The sequence below is a fragment of the Sphingobium sp. TomTYG72 genome (assembly GCF_055394715.1).
Window position 1 is genome coordinate 507,922 of the sequence record NZ_AP027336.1, and the last position, 17,434, is coordinate 525,355.

21 protein-coding genes and 1 pseudogene are annotated in these 17,434 nt (G+C 61.8%); 13 read left to right on the forward strand and 9 right to left on the reverse strand.

Translation table 11 applies throughout. The features are described from left to right. The first annotated feature begins 25 nt into the window (after positions 1-25). From gspG to ACZ5U1_RS02670, 9 genes are all read left to right on the forward strand, one after another. Positions 26-541, forward strand: coding sequence for a type II secretion system major pseudopilin GspG (gene gspG, locus ACZ5U1_RS02630; RefSeq protein WP_464779944.1), 516 nt, complete (start codon positions 26-28; stop codon positions 539-541). A gap of 106 nt (positions 542-647) precedes the next feature. Continuing rightward, the gene (locus tag ACZ5U1_RS02635; RefSeq protein ID WP_464779945.1) at positions 648-1,055 is read left to right on the forward strand and encodes a GspH/FimT family pseudopilin; all 408 of its coding nucleotides are present in this window, start codon (positions 648-650) and stop codon (positions 1,053-1,055) included. A 112-nt stretch (positions 1,056-1,167) separates the two neighbouring features. Next, positions 1,168-1,494, forward strand: coding sequence for a type II secretion system minor pseudopilin GspI (gspI, locus tag ACZ5U1_RS02640; RefSeq protein WP_464779946.1), 327 nt, complete (start codon positions 1,168-1,170; stop codon positions 1,492-1,494). Then, positions 1,494-2,141 (forward strand): type II secretion system minor pseudopilin GspJ, encoded by a 648-nt coding sequence (gspJ, locus tag ACZ5U1_RS02645; protein ID WP_464779252.1) that lies wholly within the window; start codon positions 1,494-1,496, stop codon positions 2,139-2,141. The genes gspI and gspJ overlap by 1 nt, the downstream gene beginning before the upstream one ends. Then, positions 2,134-3,123 (forward strand): type II secretion system minor pseudopilin GspK, encoded by a 990-nt coding sequence (gspK, locus tag ACZ5U1_RS02650; RefSeq protein WP_464779253.1) that lies wholly within the window; start codon positions 2,134-2,136, stop codon positions 3,121-3,123. Before gspJ ends, gspK begins: the two co-directional genes overlap by 8 nt. Continuing rightward, complete coding sequence (gene gspL, locus ACZ5U1_RS02655; RefSeq protein WP_464779254.1) at positions 3,120-4,229, forward strand: type II secretion system protein GspL; 1,110 nt, start codon at positions 3,120-3,122, stop codon at positions 4,227-4,229. Before gspK ends, gspL begins: the two co-directional genes overlap by 4 nt. After that, positions 4,226-4,714, forward strand: a complete 489-nt coding sequence (gene gspM, locus ACZ5U1_RS02660; protein ID WP_464779255.1) for a type II secretion system protein GspM — start codon at positions 4,226-4,228, stop codon at positions 4,712-4,714. The genes gspL and gspM overlap by 4 nt, the downstream gene beginning before the upstream one ends. Continuing rightward, complete coding sequence (gene gspN / locus ACZ5U1_RS02665) at positions 4,711-5,433, forward strand: type II secretion system protein N (RefSeq protein WP_464779256.1); 723 nt, start codon at positions 4,711-4,713, stop codon at positions 5,431-5,433. The genes gspM and gspN overlap by 4 nt, the downstream gene beginning before the upstream one ends. Beyond that, complete coding sequence (locus tag ACZ5U1_RS02670; RefSeq protein WP_464779257.1) at positions 5,430-6,179, forward strand: prepilin peptidase; 750 nt, start codon at positions 5,430-5,432, stop codon at positions 6,177-6,179. The genes gspN and ACZ5U1_RS02670 overlap by 4 nt, the downstream gene beginning before the upstream one ends. A gap of 8 nt (positions 6,180-6,187) precedes the next feature. On the opposite strand, the gene ACZ5U1_RS02675 is transcribed toward ACZ5U1_RS02670, so the two are convergent. The 5 genes from ACZ5U1_RS02675 to ACZ5U1_RS02695 all read right to left on the reverse strand — a co-directional run bounded on the left by ACZ5U1_RS02675 (position 6,188) and on the right by ACZ5U1_RS02695 (position 10,321). Further along, positions 6,188-6,565: an energy transducer TonB gene (locus ACZ5U1_RS02675; RefSeq protein ID WP_464779258.1), complete on the reverse strand. Its 378-nt coding sequence runs from the start codon at positions 6,563-6,565 to the stop codon at positions 6,188-6,190. A 407-nt stretch (positions 6,566-6,972) separates the two neighbouring features. After that, positions 6,973-7,263 (reverse strand): hypothetical protein, encoded by a 291-nt coding sequence (locus tag ACZ5U1_RS02680; RefSeq protein ID WP_464779259.1) that lies wholly within the window; start codon positions 7,261-7,263, stop codon positions 6,973-6,975. Between the two features lie 387 nt (positions 7,264-7,650). After that, positions 7,651-8,571 (reverse strand): NAD-dependent epimerase/dehydratase family protein, encoded by a 921-nt coding sequence (locus ACZ5U1_RS02685; protein ID WP_464779260.1) that lies wholly within the window; start codon positions 8,569-8,571, stop codon positions 7,651-7,653. After that, the gene (locus tag ACZ5U1_RS02690) at positions 8,568-9,551 is read right to left on the reverse strand and encodes an ATP-grasp domain-containing protein (protein WP_464779261.1); all 984 of its coding nucleotides are present in this window, start codon (positions 9,549-9,551) and stop codon (positions 8,568-8,570) included. The genes ACZ5U1_RS02685 and ACZ5U1_RS02690 overlap by 4 nt, the downstream gene beginning before the upstream one ends. Further along, on the reverse strand, positions 9,548-10,321 hold the full coding sequence (locus tag ACZ5U1_RS02695) for a metallophosphoesterase family protein (RefSeq protein WP_464779262.1): 774 nt from the start codon (positions 10,319-10,321) through the stop codon (positions 9,548-9,550). Before ACZ5U1_RS02695 ends, ACZ5U1_RS02690 begins: the two co-directional genes overlap by 4 nt. Before the next feature lie 244 nt (positions 10,322-10,565). On the opposite strand from ACZ5U1_RS02695, the gene ACZ5U1_RS02700 reads away from it, so the two are divergent. After that, positions 10,566-11,780 carry a glycosyltransferase family 4 protein gene (locus ACZ5U1_RS02700; RefSeq protein WP_464779263.1) on the forward strand — a complete coding sequence of 405 codons (1,215 nt, stop codon included), beginning with the start codon at positions 10,566-10,568 and terminating at the stop codon, positions 11,778-11,780. A gap of 33 nt (positions 11,781-11,813) precedes the next feature. Here ACZ5U1_RS02700 and ACZ5U1_RS02705 read toward each other — a convergent pair. Further along, positions 11,814-12,047: pseudogene (locus ACZ5U1_RS02705) on the reverse strand (HAD hydrolase family protein); the annotation flags it as partial. Between the two features lie 370 nt (positions 12,048-12,417). On the opposite strand from ACZ5U1_RS02705, the gene ACZ5U1_RS02710 reads away from it, so the two are divergent. The 3 genes from ACZ5U1_RS02710 (at position 12,418) to ACZ5U1_RS02720 (ending at position 14,960) form a co-directional block, all read left to right on the forward strand. Beyond that, positions 12,418-12,945 (forward strand): VOC family protein, encoded by a 528-nt coding sequence (locus ACZ5U1_RS02710; RefSeq protein WP_464779264.1) that lies wholly within the window; start codon positions 12,418-12,420, stop codon positions 12,943-12,945. 291 nt (positions 12,946-13,236) lie between these two features. Continuing rightward, on the forward strand, positions 13,237-13,686 hold the full coding sequence (locus tag ACZ5U1_RS02715) for a nuclear transport factor 2 family protein (protein ID WP_464779265.1): 450 nt from the start codon (positions 13,237-13,239) through the stop codon (positions 13,684-13,686). 587 nt (positions 13,687-14,273) lie between these two features. Further along, a complete protein-coding gene (locus ACZ5U1_RS02720; protein ID WP_464779266.1) occupies positions 14,274-14,960 on the forward strand; it encodes a glutathione S-transferase family protein in 687 nt (228 codons plus the stop codon). Positions 14,961-15,389: 429 nt separating this feature from the next. Here ACZ5U1_RS02720 and ACZ5U1_RS02725 read toward each other — a convergent pair whose 3' ends face one another. From ACZ5U1_RS02725 to ACZ5U1_RS02735, 3 genes are all read right to left on the reverse strand, one after another. Further along, positions 15,390-15,899 (reverse strand): MarR family winged helix-turn-helix transcriptional regulator, encoded by a 510-nt coding sequence (locus tag ACZ5U1_RS02725; protein WP_464779267.1) that lies wholly within the window; start codon positions 15,897-15,899, stop codon positions 15,390-15,392. A 519-nt stretch (positions 15,900-16,418) separates the two neighbouring features. Beyond that, positions 16,419-16,841: a TonB-dependent receptor domain-containing protein gene (locus ACZ5U1_RS02730; RefSeq protein ID WP_464779268.1), complete on the reverse strand. Its 423-nt coding sequence runs from the start codon at positions 16,839-16,841 to the stop codon at positions 16,419-16,421. A 14-nt stretch (positions 16,842-16,855) separates the two neighbouring features. Then, complete coding sequence (locus ACZ5U1_RS02735; RefSeq protein ID WP_464779269.1) at positions 16,856-17,329, reverse strand: TonB-dependent receptor domain-containing protein; 474 nt, start codon at positions 17,327-17,329, stop codon at positions 16,856-16,858. Positions 17,330-17,434 lie beyond the last annotated feature (105 nt).

The following is a 17,434-nucleotide window of genomic DNA, read 5'->3' on the forward strand; positions in this document are numbered from 1 at the left end:
AGTGATTATGTTTATTTCCAGAGCCATGCGCTTTTTCCAGAAAGAAGAGTGGCACTTCGACAAGCTCAGTGCGAACGGAGGCCGAAAAGCAGGCGAGGATGGCTTTACCTTCTCGAGGCGTTCGGCCGAACACGGCTTCACGCTGGTCGAGCTGATGGTGGTGATCGTCATCATCGGGTTGCTGGCGACGATCGTGGCGATCAACGTCATTCCGGCCACGGACACGGCGCGGGTGGAGAAGGCGAAGGCGGATATCGCTACGATCGAGCAGGCGCTGGAGCAATATCGGCTCGATAATCTGAGCTATCCTTCGCAGACGGATGGGTTGCAGGCGCTGATCAATCCGCCCGCATCGCTGGCGCAGCCGCAGCGTTATCGCCGGGGTGGCTATATCAAGAAGCTGCCAGATGATCCGTGGGGCCGGGCCTATCATTATGCGGTGCCGGGCCGGAAGGGCGCGTTCGATATCAGTTCGCTGGGCGCGGACGGCCAGCCGGGCGGCGAGAGCGAGAATGCGGATATTTATTCCAGCGAGCTTTGATCGGGCTAGCCATCCGTTTGCGTGGTTGGGCTTCGACAGGCTCAGCCCGAACCGGGACGGAGTGGTTCGTCGTCCGGTCGTAAACGGCTTCACCTTGGTCGAGCTGATGGTCGTGTTGACGATCATCGGCTTCATCTCGGCTGCGGTGGTGCTGGCCATGCCTGATCCGCGCGGGCGGGTTGTCGAGGATGCCGATCGCTTTGCCGCGCGCGTTGCTGCCGCGCGCGACGAAGCGGTCGTTACCGCCCGGCCGATGGGGGTGTGGGTTTCCGCGTCGGGCTATGGCTTTCAGCGGCGCGATGGGGCGCAATGGGTGCCGTTGGAGGAGAAGCCGTTTGCGACGGCCAACTGGAAGGCGGGGACGCGGGCGCTGGTTGGCAAGGATGGGCGGCAACAGATTGGGTTCGATGGGACTGGTCTGCCGACTGACGCCATGACGGTGACTTTGGCGCGGGAGGCGGAGCGGGTTTCTGTCACGGTGGACATGGCTGGGAAGGTCATGGTCGGTGGGTAGGCCCTGCATCCTCGACAGCTTTGCTGGAAGAAAGAAAAGGGCTTCGACAAGCTCAGCCCGAACGGGGAGGTTTGTGGGCCGGAACCCTGAGGCGGGCTTTACGCTGTCGGAGATGCTCGTCGCGTTGGCGGTGTTCAGCCTGGCTGCGTTGGCGCTGGTGCGGTTGCAGGGAGTGACGTTGCGGACAGCGGCGGATCTAGACAGCAAGGCGCTGGGGCAGATTGTTGCGCGCAACCTGATGGTGGAGGTGCAGACCGATCCTGCGCCGCCCTCGCTGGGCAGCGAGGAGGGTGATGTCGATAATGGCGGGCGGCGATGGCATTGGGTGCGGGCGGTCAAGGCTACCAACGACAAGCGGCTGTTGCAGGTTGATCTGACGGTGAATGGGCAGGCGGGGTCTTCGCCGGTCGTGTTGAGTTTCGTACGGGTGGTGCAGTGATGGCGCGCGCATGCGGGGAAAGACATGTGCAGGCGGGCTTTACGCTAATCGAGTTGCTCGTCGCGTTGATGATCTTTGCGATGCTGGCAGCGGCGGGCGTGCTGCTGCTGGGGAACAGCGTTTCGGCGCAGGCGCAGATCAAGGCGCGGCTGGATGACATGGCGGCGGTGCAAAGGGCAGGCGGCGCGCTGGCGGCCGATCTTGGGCAGGCGGTGCCGCGTATCAGCCGCACGGAGATGGGGACGCTGGCGCCCGCATTCTGGTCGCATCGCGAGGGCGAGGCCGTGCCGGTGATGCAGTTCGTGCGGAGCGGTTGGGACAATCTGGGCGATTTGCCGCGCCCTTCGCTACAAAAGGTCGAATATTGGGTTCGGCAGGGTCGGCTGGAGCGGCGCACTTATGCGCAGGTCGATGGCGCGGCCGGAGACGAGCCAGCTACGCTGCTGGACCATGTGGATGATGTCGCGCTGCGCTTTCGGGATGGGCAAGGTGAGTGGCGCAATGAGTGGATACCTACGCAGCCCGACCTGATGCCGCAGGCCGTCGAGATGGTCGTAACGCGCAGGGGGGAGCCGCCTGTCACCTTGCGCTTTCTCGTCGGGCCGGGGCCTGCCGAGAAGCTGGAAGGGGAGATGGCTGGTGCCTGATCCCCGGAAGAAGGGCGAGCGCGGCGCGGCGTTGCTGACGGTGTTGCTACTGGTCGCGGTGATGGCGGTAGTTGCTTCGACGGCGCTGGAGCGGCTGGCGCTGGCGACGCGGATGACCGGCAACGGCGGTGCGGTGGATCAGGCGCGCGCCTTTGCCGATGCAGGCGTGGAGATGGCGCGATTGCGGATCGGTGATCTGATCGCGGCCAATCCGGGCAAGACGACGCTGGCGGGAAACTGGATGGGGACGCCGCAGCCGGTCGCTGTTCCCGGTGGTGTCGCGAGTGCGCGGGTGAGCGATGCGGGCAACTGCTTCAACCTCAACAGCGTGGTGGCTGGCGAGAATGAGTCCAATTTGAAGGTCCGGCCGGTTGGCGTGTCGCAATTTCAAGCGCTGTTGCAGGCGCTGGGCGTCGACGCGCGGCGGGCGCAGGTGGCGGCGGCGTCGCTGGCCGACTGGATCGACAGTGACAGTGTGCCGCAGCCCGGTGGTGCCGAGGACGAGGTTTATGCGCAGGCATCGCGGCCCTATCGCACGGCAAATCGTTTCATGGTGGATGCGAGTGAGCTGCGCGCCGTCCATGGCGTGACGCCCGCCATCTATGATTTGGCGCGGCCATGGGTTTGTGCGTTGCCGACGGTGGAATTGTCGCCGATCAACGTCAACACGCTGCTGCCCGATCAGGCGGTACTGTTCGCCATGCTGCTGCAAGGGCAGGTCAGCGTGGCGCAGGCGCGGCAATTTCTGGCGCAGCGGCCCGCCGAGGGTTACGGCAGCACGGTGCAATTCTGGGCGCCACTTGCGGCCCAAGGCATCAATCCGCTTGAGGAAGCGGCCAATCAGGTCAAGTTGACGACAGGATTTTTCGGGGTGGAAGTGACGGTGGATGTTGGGGGAACGCAGGTGGTGGAGCGGGCGCTGATCGATGCCCGGCAGAGCCCGGCGAGGTTGATCCGCCGTAGCTGGGGGACCGGCGCGTGAGCGTGCGTGATGGATTGATCGTGGCGCTGCCTGAAGAGGGCGAGCCGCTGTGGATGCGCGTAGTCGATGGCGCTGTGGCGCAGAGCGGCAGGGGGGTGAATTGGCTGGCCGCTTGTGGCTTGTCGGCCTTGCCCGCCGATGCGATGGTGATGTTGGTGCCGCCTGCTGCGATGGTGACTTTGCGTTGGGCGGCCTATCCTCAGCTGGCGCCCCGGCAGGGGAGGGCGGCGGCGCGGCTGGCTGCGCTGGCGGACGGGATTGTGCCTTCTGACCAGCTGTTTGCGGCGGCGGATGAGAATGACGATCCGGCGCGGCCGCATGTCGTCGCGGTCGCGGCCAGGAGCGACATGCAGCATTGGCTGCTTTGGGCGCAGCATCATGGGTTGGACCCGGATATTATCGTGCCTGCGCCGCTGTTGCTGCCGGAGCCTGTTGAGGCTTTTGTGCGCGGTTCTTTGGATGGCGAAGTGGTGCTGAGGGGGAAGGACGTTGCTTTTGGCGGCGATCTGGCTTCGGTTCTGGCCGCTGATGCGGCGATCGAGGATGTGCCCGCCGATCTGTTGCAGGCGCGGGCCGTCGAGGCGCTGGAGCGGCCGCCGCTGGACCTGCGGCAGGGGGATTTTGCCAAGCGGGTGCGCCGGGTGGCCGACAAGGCGGTGCTGCGTCGCATTCTGTTGTGGAGTGGGTTGATCCTGCTCATTAGCCTCTTGATCTCACTGACGGTGTTGGTGCGGCAGCATGTGGCGGCGAGCAATCTGGATGCGGAGAGTCTGGCGTTGGCGCGGCAGGTGGTGCTGGGTGCGGACGACTTGACCCAGGCTGAGGCCGAGATTGAGCGGCAGCTGGCGGCGCGGGGGGCGGGGGCTTATGCCTTTACCGCGCCGGTCGCGGGGTTGCTGACCGCCTTGCAAGAGGCGCCGGGCGTGTCGATGATGGCGCTGTCGCGAGACCCGGACGGGATGATCCGGGCGACGCTGGCGGCAGCGAAGGTGGAAGAGATCAATACGGTGTTGCTGGTGTTGCAGAGCGCGGGGTTCACCATCACGGCGACGCCTTCGCAAGACCCCGGCGGGCGAGCGCTGGCCGATATTACCGTGCGATCATGATGGACGCGATGAAGACGATGTGGGGCGACAGATCGCCGCGCGAGCAATGGATGCTGGGCGTGATGTTCGCCCTGCTGGCGGTGGTGCTGCTGTGGCTGGGTGTGGTGGGGCCGCTGGCTTCGGCGCAGCGGTCGGCGCGTGAGGGGCTGATCGCGGCTACGGATCGCAATGCGGCGATGCGGGCGAAGGTGAAGTTGCTTAAGACATTGCCGCGTGGAGCGTCGGCGGGTTCTGCTTCGGCGGCGATCGATCAACTGGTGAGCCAGAGCGCGGGCGAAGCCGGGCTGACGCTGGAGCGGGCGGAGGCGCAGGGCGGCGCTCGGATCGAGATTGCGATGGCTTCGGTGCGGCCGGTGGCGCTGTTTTCCTGGCTGGCGGCGTTGGAGGCGCAGGGCGTGCGTGTGGAGACGATGAGCGCGCGGCCTTCCTCGACGGCGGGTAGCGTTTCGGTTCAGGCGGTGCTGGTAAGAGGGGCGGGGCAATGATGCGGCTTGGCTGGTCGCGGCGGACGCGGATTGCGATCGTCCTGCTCTTTGCGTTCGGGCTCGTCCTGTTCATGCCGATGCGGATTGCGCTGGGGCTGTCCGGGTTGGAGCGACTGGGCGTTGCTGCGCGGGAGGTGCGGGGGACGCTTTGGAGCGGGCGGATGGACCAGCTGATGCTCGGCACGATGCCGGTCGGATCGGTCAACGTCGCCTTGTCGCCGGTGTCGCTGCTTATGGGGCGGGCGCGGTTTGACATATGGCGGCGACAGGGTGCGGCGGATGATCTGAGCGGCGCGCTGACCGTGGGTTTCGGACGCGTGGGTATTGATGACGTGACGAGCACGGTGCCGCTGGGGCGAAGCTTTGCGCCGATGCCGATCGCCAGTCTGGCGATGGAGGATGTTACGGCCTATTTTTCCGGCGACCGTTGCAGCCATGCCGAGGGTCGGGTGCGGGCGCAAATGGCGGGGCAATTCCCGGGCCTCAACCTGACGCAAGGGCTGTCGGGCGTGGCGAGTTGCGATGGCGAGGCGTTGCTGTTGCCGCTGGTGAGCCAATCCGGGCTGGAGAAGATCAACCTGCGGATATGGCGGTCGGGGCGCTATGTCGTGGAGATGCGGGTGGAGACGGCGGACGCGGCGCTTGGCGATGCGCTGGCGAAGGCTGGCTTTGCCGGGACAGGCGGCGCGCGGGTGCTGAAGGTCGAAGGGACGCTGTGATCGATCCGCTATGGGCGGTGCTGGGCGCTATCGCAGGGGCGATCGCGGGCAGCTTTTTAGGGACGCTGGTGCTGCGCTGGCCCGAGGGTCGCGGCGTCATGCGTGGACGGTCGTCCTGCGATAGCTGCGGGCGGGTGCTGAGCGCCGTCGATCTAGTCCCGATGATAAGCGCGCTGCTGTTGCGCGGCAGGTGTCGCATCTGCGGGGGGAAGATCGCGCCGCTGCACGGGCGCGTGGAGGCGGGATGCGCGGTGATCGGGGCGCTCGCCTGCGGGCTGGCGCCTGGGCTGGCGGGGGCTGGATGGGCTTTGCTGGGATGGCTGCTGCTGACATTGGCTGTCCTCGATTGGCGGCATTTCTGGTTGCCTGACGCGCTGACGTTGCCGTTGGCGTTCCTTGGACTGACAGTGGGCCTGTGGGTGACGGATGCGACGCTGCCCGACCGAGTGATTGGAGCTGTGGCAGGATATGGCGTTCTGCTGGCGGTGGCGGTCAGCTATCGGATGGCGCGGGGGCGCGATGGATTGGGTCTGGGCGACGCGAAGCTGATGGGCGGGCTAGGAGCCTGGTTCGGATGGCAGGCGCTGCCTTTCATCCTGCTGATGGCCGTGGGCCTTGGCCTGGTGGCCGTGCTGGCAAGCGTCGCGTTGGGCCGGAAGGTGACGGCAGCAACGCGAGTGCCGCTGGGCACATGTCTGGCGATCGCGGCGTTCCCCGGTTGGTGGGTGTCAATGCTGGTCCGTTAAGGAACTGCCTAGCGCACACGCCAGCGATAATCCTCTTCCCGCACCTCGGTAACGGCATACCCGTCGGGATCGCGGGCAGGGCGAAAGCGGTATCGATCCATGATGACGCGGCAAGTCATCGCGTCGATCTCCGGATAGCCGCTTCCTTCGATAACTTCGCATTTATCGACATGTCCCGAAGGGCCGATGGCGTATCGCACGCCGATCGTCACGCGGCCGACGCCGCGCAAAGAGCTTGGGAAATCCGAATTGCGGAAGCGGCCGTTTGTTTGTCGCGCCTGCGAGAAACTGCCTCCTTCGCCATTCCCACGGCCAGTGGCGGTCCCGCTGCCTCCGGACCCGCTGCCAGAGCCGGGCGCGGCGCCGCTACCCGCGCCGCTGTCCATCGAGGATGCCGGTGCGGCTGGCAGGATTGGAGCCGGGCTGCGTATTATAGATTCGGGGGCAACGAGGTTAGAAGGGCGCAGAGGTTGATCCCCAGCCTTCTTGCCGCGTCTAGGAGAGCCCGCTGTCGCTCCACCTTCCCGGTCGGATGGGGGTTCTTTTTCGCGCGGAGGCGGTTCGGGTTCGGTCTCGCTTTGGGGCGACTCAAGATCGAAGAGCGCCAAGGGCGCGCTATCTGCTACCCGCAATAATGAAGGCGCTCTAAGACCAATTATCAGAGCATAGCCGATGACGACGTTGACCAAGAGCGCCGCAATAGCGGGGACGATTCTGTCACGGCCCTGCCATCGCTGCGCCCAAGATGCTGTCATGTCACTGAGTGCCGCGTGCAACACGCGGCGACCTGGCGTCAGCGGTAGACGCGATTGCCGTTGCGATCGATATAATATTCGCGGCCGCGACGGTCACGTTCCCACCGGCGTTCTCCGTCGGATGTAGCAGCACCTACGACAGCACCACCAGCAGCGCCGATCGCCGCGCCTTCGGCAACGCCAAGCCCGGGCACGATCGCACCTGCTACCGCGCCACCGACCGCGCCGATGCCTGCACCCCGCAGTCCATCGCGCGTCGTTTCACGAGAACAGCCGCCAACGCTGGCAGCGGCTGCCAATCCTGCCATCAATAAGAATGTGTTACGCATGGTTCGTCTCCACAATTGCCCAACATCAAACGACAGAGACGCAAGTTAGTTCGATCCCCGTGTCACAAACGTGCCGAACGGCACTGGAATTACGAGCGTTCGATGTGCGGGTGGCGGCCACAACCAAGGTGCGTACGACACATTCGCGGTGCACATTATCTATGAGAGAGTGGTGACCCCTACGGGAGGGGGTTGGCTTAACCAAGGAATGGCAAAAAACTGTCATTTTCTGCTGCGCGATCTAACCCTGGATCACCAGCGGCACCGCCGATGCGGACAGCGATGGCTACTCCAATCTGGAAAAATTTCTGAAGGAGCGCGCATCAGCACGCGTTAGGCCAGCTTCTGATGCGGGTGGGGACGGGGCAGGGGGCGGTGTGCCCGCCGTCAACTGAGGCCTTCCGGTGATCTGACGCGTTGATGGAGGATGGCCGCGAGTCCAGTCGGTAACGGCACAGGATCGCAGCCCATTGATCGCAGCCGCGTGATGTCGAGCGGCGGGAAGCCGGTGTCGCTGGCTGCTCCCTGACCCGGCTTTTCGATGATGGACCCGCCGGTCAGGTCCGCAATCATCCGGGCCAACTGCGCTATGGTCGTGCGAACCCCGCTGCCCACATTGACCGGGCCGATGCAACCGCGCTCCACGGCCAGCATCAGCGCCTGCGCGACATCGTCCAGATGGACCATATCCGCGCCGAATTGCCCACCGTTGATAATCTCTATGGGGCGCCCCTCAAGCGCCGCGCGCACCATGATGCCTAGCGCCCCGGAGGTCTGCCCTGGACCATAGACGGACGCCAGCCGAAGCGTCGTCAAGGCGATACCTCTGGTCCGGCAAAATTCGGTGGCATAGATTTCCTGAAGGATCTTCGATCCCAGATAATAGCTTCGGCTGCGCGGGAACATCGGCGCGTTTTCATCGGGCACGTCCACACCGCCTGCATAGGCGTTCGCGCTTGTCGTCTGGACGATGCGTTTGATGCCTGCTGCGGCGGCGGCCTCTATCAGGCGGAGCGTGCCACGGGCGTTGATCGTCCAGCATCGTTCCGCCGCCGCCGGGTCATCATGGTCGCGCGGGATATAGGCCGCCAGATGCACAAGCGCGGCGCAACCACGAAGATTGACCGCATCATGATCCGGCGTCTCCAGATCGAAAGGACGGGCCTCGTCATCGGGGGCAAAGTCTCCAACCGCGTGGCGCGTCAGGTGCCGGATGCGATAACCGCTGGCCCTGGCGACAGCGGCGAAGCGTTTGCCGATGAAGCCCGTGCCGCCCGTTAGGGCAATGGTTGAGGACGGACCCGTCACTGCACGGCGTCAATCCGCTCCTGGGCTACGAACATTTCGTCCAGAAAGCGCAGAATCACACCCGAACGGATGGGTGGTTGAACGATCGGCGTCCCATATAACAGCTTGCGAAGGCACATTTCGACTTCATTGAAACCCACCATCGCACGAAGCGGCGTGGTTCCAGAAAAGCGCCCGTTAACCTCGAAGACACGCGGAACGCCCTGCTTATCGAGGCGGAACTGGAAATTGGCGGGACCATAGGGTTGCAGCGCGGCGCCGAACGCGCGAACCGCTTCGTTCAGTTCCACATAATCGCCAGTGTAGGCGCGATAGGTGTTCCCGTCGCGCAAGTCCCGGCGCATCACGATGGACGCTTGCACCGCGCCGTCGAACACAATGACGCTGGCTGTATATTCGCAGTCTGGATCTCCGATACATTCCTGCACGACCAATCCGGTTCGACCGGCGAGCGCGTCGTCAAGTTCGGCTCTGTTGTTCGCGACCGATACGCCAACGGATCGCGCGCCGATGCGGGGCTTCACGATCAGTGGGAAGCCGACCGCTTCGACCAGCGCCGCGATTGCCGCCGGATCGTCGCCCGACGCCGACGCGGGTGGATTGAGGCCCGCCTGTTCGAAGAAGCGGCAGGTTTCCAACTTGTCGTCGGCGATGGCGATGACGCGCGGGTCGCTTACCAATATCTTGGTGTCGAACGCGGCTTCAAGCTGCGCCCGTTGAGCCGCGAAGAAGGGCAATTCGACATCGGTCCCCACCATCACGATGTCCGGCCGCTCGCGATCCAGCAATTCCGCGATCCGTGCACCGAATGCCGCATCGTCCGCAAAGGGCAGGCGATAGGCCGCGTCGCCCCAATAGAGGCCGGAGGATAGCGGGTTGGGATCGGCGGTGACCATGGTGCAGTCGAGCGACGATTGCCGCAGCGACTTGATGATGCCCTGACCCAGCACCGCGCCCGCACCGGTAACGAGCGCCTTCATGCGAAAAATCCGCAGAGCCGGTCCTGTGTCGGCACTGACAGGCTGGTGGCGCGGATCGCCTGGCGATGGGCATGACGATCGAAGGGCAGGAGCCGGGGACTCACCATCACCTCATCCCCTTGTATCTCTACCATCGCCCATTGCATATGTCCTTCTCCGCCATCTCTTGGTTGGCCTAGCGAACCGAGCGTGAAAATCGTGCTCGCTGCGCAATCGAACCGGTGGGTGCGATGCGTATGCCCGAACAGGCCATAGCGAAAGCCGCGCTCGGCAAGGGCGACGGCGGCCGCCCCTGCCTCTTCAGCCGAATTGATGTAGCGCCAGTCACCAAAAGCATAGGGGTTTGCGTGTGCGACGAACAAGGGGCCAGCGGACCAGTGTTGCTGCCAATCAAACGCGTCCATGACGCCCGCAGGCAATTGTTCGTTTGTCCACGCCACCGTCTCCTGAATCCAGTCGGGCAGTCTGGTCAGATAGCGGCTGCCGGTGTCGCTCACCTGTTGATACATCTGGTCATGGTTGCCGGTGATCAGGATCGCGCCGTCACGGGCGACCGCATCCTGGACCAGCGCGATCGTTTCCAGCGGCGCGACGCCATAGGTCAGCAGATCGCCCATCAGCAGCAGCACATCGAAACCCTCCCGCCGGGCGGCGGACAGCGCCTGCTCCAGCGTGCTGCTGACCGCATGAATGTCCGTCAGCGCAGCTATCCTCACCGGCTCGATCCTCGCGGCGATCCAGCGATTGTCGGCGGGGTTCTGAAAAGGCATTGCTTCATGTCCGGCACGCTATCGAAGCAGGGCGCGTGCCGTTAGCGTTCAATCCGCTACTATCCCTTTATCCCGGCCCCATCCGATGGGATTAGCAGGCCTCTCTTTGGGGGCGTGTTCCCCGCCGACGCGGCGCGGATGCCTCTAACGGATATCTACCGATGCGCCCGCAGTGCGTTGCCAATGCATGGTAGGCCATTCTTCGTCTGGCGAGAGGAAGCGCCATATTTGGGAACCCTGTGGAATGAAGGTCGTCATCCTTTCCAGCCTGTCCTGGTCGCTCATCAATTTTCGCGGCGCGCTGATCGCCCGGATGGTCGAGGCCGGGCATGATGTTGTCGCCTGCGCGCCGGATGGCGAGCCAGAGGTGATCGGCGCCCTGTCTAAGATGGGGGTGCGTTTCCGCTTGACGCCCATGGCGCGTGCAGGGACCAATCCGCTCCGCGACGCATGGACCTTCTTCCACTATTGGCGGCTCCTTCGGTCCGAGCGTCCCGACGTGGTGGTGGCCTATACGCAAAAGCCAATCATCTATGGCGGCCTTGCGACCCGCCTGCTGGGGCGCGCGCGCTTCTATGCGATCATGAGCGGGCTGGGTTATGTGTTCAGCACCGAGGCGGACAGTCGTCCGCTGTTGCGATCGGTAGTTTCGCGGCTGTACCGGCTTGGGGTGCGCCGCGCCGGCTGCATCTTTGTCTTCAACGGGGATGATCGTCGGCTCATGCTCGAAAACGGCATAGTCGCGCCCGACCAACCTGTCATGCAGGTGCCCGGATCGGGCATCGACACCGCTCACTTTGCCCAGCAACCCTTGCCGGATGGCCCCCCGACCTTCCTGATGATGGGCCGCCTGATGCGCGACAAGGGCGTGGGCGAATATGTCGAAGCCGCGCGCATAGTGCGTGAAACACGCCCCGACGTGCGCTTCATGCTCCTCACCCGGCCAGAGACGGAAAATCCCACCGGTTATACAGCACAGGATCTTGACGCATGGCGCCGGGCTGGATTGATCGAATTCGTGCCGGAAACACGCGACGTACGCCCCTTTATCGCGGCGGCACATGTCTTCGTGCTGCCATCTTTCTATCGTGAGGGTTTGCCCCGCACCATATTGGAAGCGCTGGCGACGGGACGTCCCGTCATCACGACCGATATGCCCGGATGCCGGGAGCCTATCGAGGAGGGGGTGAACGGCCTGCTGATTCCCCCGCGTGACGCGCCCGCACTGGCTGCGGCCATGACGCATCTGCTCGACAATCCCGATCTTCTTGCCGCGATGGCGCAGGCGGCGCGACAAAAGGCGGTCCATATCTATGACGTCGACAAGGTGAATAGCTTGCTGATGGAGGTTTTGGGACTGAGCAATGCAGCGACTGCCCCGGTCGCTGCATGGACCACGGAGCCAGACCCACCGGTGTTGAATGCGCTGCCCGGTAGGCGATCCGCAGCGAAGGCGTGACGTGAAAGGGCCGACCGCAGCCGCCCCGCACATTCATTTCTGGCAGGCGACGATCGCGGCGATGACCGCCAGCGGTTCTTCCGGATCGCGGACCCGCACTGTGTTGAGGCACATTTCCTTCGCAGGGTAGTCATTGCCACCCGGAAAGAGGGCGTCGCCGATGAGCATCATGTCATCCAGCGCAATCCTGCTCGCGTCGCGCAGCTTCTTGAGGCCATAAGCCTTGTCCACGCCCTCGCGCGTGATGTCGATCGAGGTCGCGCCGCCCGGGCGATATCGATCTGCTCCAGCAGCGGCAAACAAGAGATCGAGTTCATAGGCGATCGCCCGATCCATGCTACCCAATCGCTTGGCCTGCTGGTCAGATAGCCATCGATCACCTCCACGCCATCGCGTGCTTCCCGCGTTTTGAGTTCGAGTTCAATCAGCTCGAATTTCTTCAACCAATCGCTCTACCGCCGCGCAAAGGCGGCAAGCCAGACCAGTTGATGATCGATCCGGCCGGGCGGCCCGGGGCTTTTCGTCCTATGCATGCTCATCTGCCATATTTTATAAGTTGGTTCATCCCGAGCTTCCCGATAGAATGCTTACATATTATTATCTGGCGCATCAACATAGATGGAAGGTCAATATTATTATGGCGCACAAGCCTTGGGGGCGGCTCAACCAAATCGCCTATATGGTGCCTGACTTAAACAAGGCGATCGATTGGTGGACCGCAGTGATGGGCGTGGGCCCCTTTTTCATCTTTCCTGCTTTCGAGATGGTTCGAGGCGATTATCGCGGTAAAGAGTATTTCGCACAGTACGGCGCGGCGATCGCATTTTCCGGGGACCTGATGGTCGAACTTATCGAACCGCGAGGCCCGTCGATCTTCCAAGAGTTTCTGGATGCTGGCCGTAAAGGCGTCCATCATCTATGCGCTTTCTCCGACAGCATGGAAGATGCGGAAACTTGGGTCGCTGAACACGGCGGCACGCGACTGCAGGGAGCTGAATTCGCAGACGGGTCCCAGATCGCCTATTTCGCGATGGACGCTGAGGAAAACAGCATCTTGGAGATCGGCGTGTTGAAGCCCGGGGTCCAGAACCTTTTCGATATGATTCAGCAGGCTGGCGCTAACTGGGACGGCAAGGAAAAGATCTTCAGCCCGACGGATGGCTGAAGATCTTTGGGCGGGTGGCACTGATAAGCGAGTCAGCCATCCGGCATATCAGTCGCCGCTGAAGTTCAACTCCACACGGACGCCATCGGGATCGGTGGCGAAGATTTGGCGTAGCCCGATCGAGTCAACGATGTTGACATCATGGGGCAGGCTCACGGCGAAGTCCGCGCTAGTTTCGATATCGCAAAGGACCTCTCAGACAACTTGCTCCTTCATTGCCATGCTCTACTTGGGTAGAGACTCTAGCGTATCGAATGCTGGCGCATCACCTGTTTGCCGACGGAGAGACTAATGCCGAATACAGTCGAAACTTTGCTCGCGATCGAGGAAATAAAGCGGCTGAAGGCGCGCTATTTCCGGCTAATGGATACGAAGGACTGGCACGGGTTTGCAGAGTTATTTACCGAGGATGCCATATTCGACGTGCGTGGAGCGCTCGACGAAAATCCTGGGCCGGATCAAGAGCCGATCATCGGCCGTTCCGCGATTGTTGAATATGTCAGCAGCGGCATCGACCCGATCAACAGTGCCCATTACGGGCACATGCCAGAAATCGATATCTTGTCAGAGGACGCCGCTACTGGAATCTGGGCGTTGGCGGACATATTGCGGATGCCGTCCGGCACGCCTTTCGAACGCTTCTACGGATACGGGCATTACCATGAACGCTATCGCCGCATCGACGGCGCGTGGAAGATTGCATCGCTCAGCATCAGTCGACTGCTGGTGGAGACATACTGACGCCCGACAGCCACGGTCGGTAGAATAGGCACAGCAGCCTGATCAGCGCGAGGGTCGATAGGGGCGATAGAACGGTCGAATCGCGCCAACCTGTTGCACATGGCGTCGACGAGCGGACCGACGCCGACCAAGAATGCGATCTGAAGCACATCGATTTCATGGGGGATCGATGTCAACTTGCATCGTTCCGACAAAAGATGATGAGTCATGCTATTTCGCTTCTTGCAGAGTTAGCGAAGCGCTGCTATTCGTTTGCCTACATACGATATCCGTGCATATCAATATTCATGATCGCGGCCAGATCAGCTTTGCGAATAATCCTGTCTGTACATCGCAGGCCATGCGGATCGAGTGGCCCTACAACGCCTCAGGGAAGCCCAGGCAGAACCAATTTGCGGAGAGCTCATCCGTGGCCTGTGCACCTATTTGCTGGCGTAAATGCTCGCTTGGGAAGATTCCAGATCGAGCCACCGGCACGGCATGCACAGCCACGCTAGCCGGTTTCACCCAAGGAAGGCCCAAAACTACACTTAGCTTGAATTACATGATCTCTACTAGCGGCGGCCCGATTCGAGAAAGTAAACTCCATGCTGAAACTATTCCACGCTCCGACCACACGCTCGCTCCGCATCAAGTGGCTGCTGAACGAGTTGGGCCTCCCGTACGAGACGGTCACGCTCGATTTCTATCGCTATGACCGCCATGATCCCGCATATCGCCAGATCAACCCCATGGGATCGGTGCCGACAATGACGGATGGCGCTCTCGCGATCACCGAATCTGGCGCAATGATCAACCACATCCTCCGCCGCTACGGCGATGGTCGCTTTGCCGTTCCCGAAGGCAGCGATGAGCGCGTGCTGGTCGATGAATGGATGTTCTGGGCGGAAGGCTTGTTTGCTGTGCACCAGCGCATCTACTGGGACCATTGCGCACCGCCACCCGGCTGCCTGATCGAAACGGTTCCCGCCGTCGGTCTTGAGGGGAAGCGCCAGGCGGTGCGCTATGCGCGGATGCTCGAAGCTCACCTGCGCGAAACCGGCTGGGTCGTTGGCGATGAACTGACCGGGGCCGATTTCATGCTGAGCTTCCCGCTCTTTCTCGCCAATCTTGATAATTGGTTCGAGAATATGCCGAAGATCCAGGCCTATATCGGCCGGATGACCATGCGTCCCGCGTTCCAGGCGGCTACCGCCGACACACTGGAAGCACTTCAGGCGATGGCGACGACGACACCCAAATTGCCGAGCTTTCGCAGCACTGAACCGGACTGATGTCGGCCCACGGGTCGTCACCGATCACGTTGCGGGTTGACCGGCCCCGGCCTCGGCGGCGGCACCGTAAGAGCGCTTGGTGCCTTTGTTCATGGGTCCGGACGAAATCTGGCGCTGGGCAAGCCGATTGGGCGGCAGCCCGGCGAGACCATCCAAGGTCAATCTCTGAGTGCCGGACCCGCTTCCAATATGTTAGCCGGTGGCCGGAGCGCCCGTTCGCATCTTCTGCGGGATTCGGGGTTCCGCAGTGCTCGTGAATGCCGGGGATGCGCTATCGCCCGACTTCGCAGCCAAGTGCAAGGTGCCCACAGGCATCCTCGTCTGCATTATCCTAAGTGGTGAGAGTGTTTCGCTAGGACTTTGTTGAGTCCGTGAATGCGATGATGGGGTCAGAAAAGCACGTTGAGCGAAAGACGGGTCGGACCCGGCCTACCGCTGGCCAAAACGGAAGTGTTCGGCAAGGTCCGCTAAACTCTTTCGCAATGCCTCTTCCCTCTCGGCACCCAAAACTGACCGAATCTCGTCAGTTAGGACATCACCTTCCGCACGTAGCGGCGCGCACACTTCGCGGCCTTTACCAGTAAGCCTCACGCGCACCTGCCGCGCGTCAACCTCAAAAACGCTTCGCTCAACGAGACCTCGCTGCTCCAACCGCTTGAGTGTTTGTGATACCGTCGCATGCGCTATCGAGAGCCGCTTGGTCAGTTCGGAATGCGAAAGAGGCTCTTCTTGATACAGTTCAAGGAGAAGAAAGGCCGCAGCCTGACTCACATCGGCTTCGGCGGTCCTGACGGCATAAAGATGAGACTGGAGGCGAGCCACCATCGTGATGAGATAAGGTGTAGTGAGCTTGGCGTCGAATTCCGAGGGCGCAACCCACTTCTCGTCGAATCCTGTCCGAACCGGGGGCCGCGCGCGATGTCTGGGTGATTGCTTCATCCGCTGTCCTTATGGGAGAGTCGTGATAAAGCCACATAAAAACAGCATTTGTCGTTCCGTAGCAACAATGAGGCGCCGCCAGGCGCTTGCGGCTCTCCTGTTTAGTCTAAAGCCGTGAGGCACAAAGCTTGAGGCCTGCTTTTCCCAGTCTTTGGTGTCATCCACATCCATAGGTAGATCACCTTCCTCATGCGCGCCACAAAGGTCGTCAAGCGACCGACTTCCTATGGATAAGAAGGGGCAGAATCAGACCTGCACACGAAGGTAATGGTAAGTCGAAACAATGCCATGCTTCGACCGGCTTGTTCCGTTCGCTTGCAGGATATTTCAAAATATGGGCGGCCGATACTGTCGATCGCCGCCGTCACCATATATCTGAAGTTGAAAACTTGAATATCAGTTCACCACCATAGGTGCGCGGTGTGCCCGGAGCGCTCGAAAAGGCCGAGCCGGAGTCTTGAGCATAATAGTTGATGTTGAACTTTTCACCCGTGATGTTCTTCATCCAGAAGCGAAAGGTCAGCTGCTCCGCAGCGGTTGGCGTGAAGGAAACAGAGCCCTCCAAAAGAAGGTGCTCCATTTTGATGCATAGGGCATATAATTGCCAAAAGCATCCACCATAATGCTGTCTAAATTACCCGGAGCAAGCGGCATTTTAGGAGTGAGCGCCTGACATGTGACTGCATCCACCTGAAGATTGGGGCAGTAGGAAGGGGCATCCGGGAAGTCACGGAACTTTGCGATCAAATATGTCCCAGCCAATCGAAGCGTTAGGCCTTCGGCCGCGACGGCGGTCAGGTCCAACTCGGCGCCCTTGGTCCGCGCAGAACCGGCATTTTTAAGGAAAACCAAACCATTGCGCTGCGCCTGCACCTGCGGTTTGCTGATGTCGTTCCAGAACAGGGCGCCGTTCAGGCGAATACGACGGTCAGCCAGTTCCATCTTGAACCCGATTTCTAGGCATCAACCACTCCAGGGGATAGCGGCTCCGCCTGGTCTAGGGGCAGCGTGTTGAACGTCCCTGCTTTGTAGCCACGGCTGTAGTTGGTATAAACCATCATGTCGTCGTTGAACTTATGATCGATTGAGGCCTTCCACGTCAATTTCTTGAACGTCTTGCGCGCCACACCGCCCCCCGGCACATTGTCCACGGGCGTCTGGGCGGCGGCCACAACTGCATTGGCTGTCGCTGCGTCGAAGACGGTTCCGGCCGGCGCACCGAATACACCCGCGACCGCAGGGACATTCTGAAGCAGGAACGGCAGCTCCGGAATGAATAATGTCGTGGTCGTCCTGCGGCCAGCAACCCTGTCGGTCGTGTAACGCAGGCCGCCCGTCACATTGGTGTTATCGGTGATGGGATAGGTAAGCTGGCCAAAGGCAGCATAGGATTTAACGTTCTGCTCACCCCGGATGCTGATTGAGTCCACCAGCAGCGCCTGTATACCCGGCCCGTAGGTCGTGGACGCACGGGTTTTGGTCAATGTGTGTTGGTGTCAACGATGGGGGGGTGTGCATCGCACTTCCACAATCTA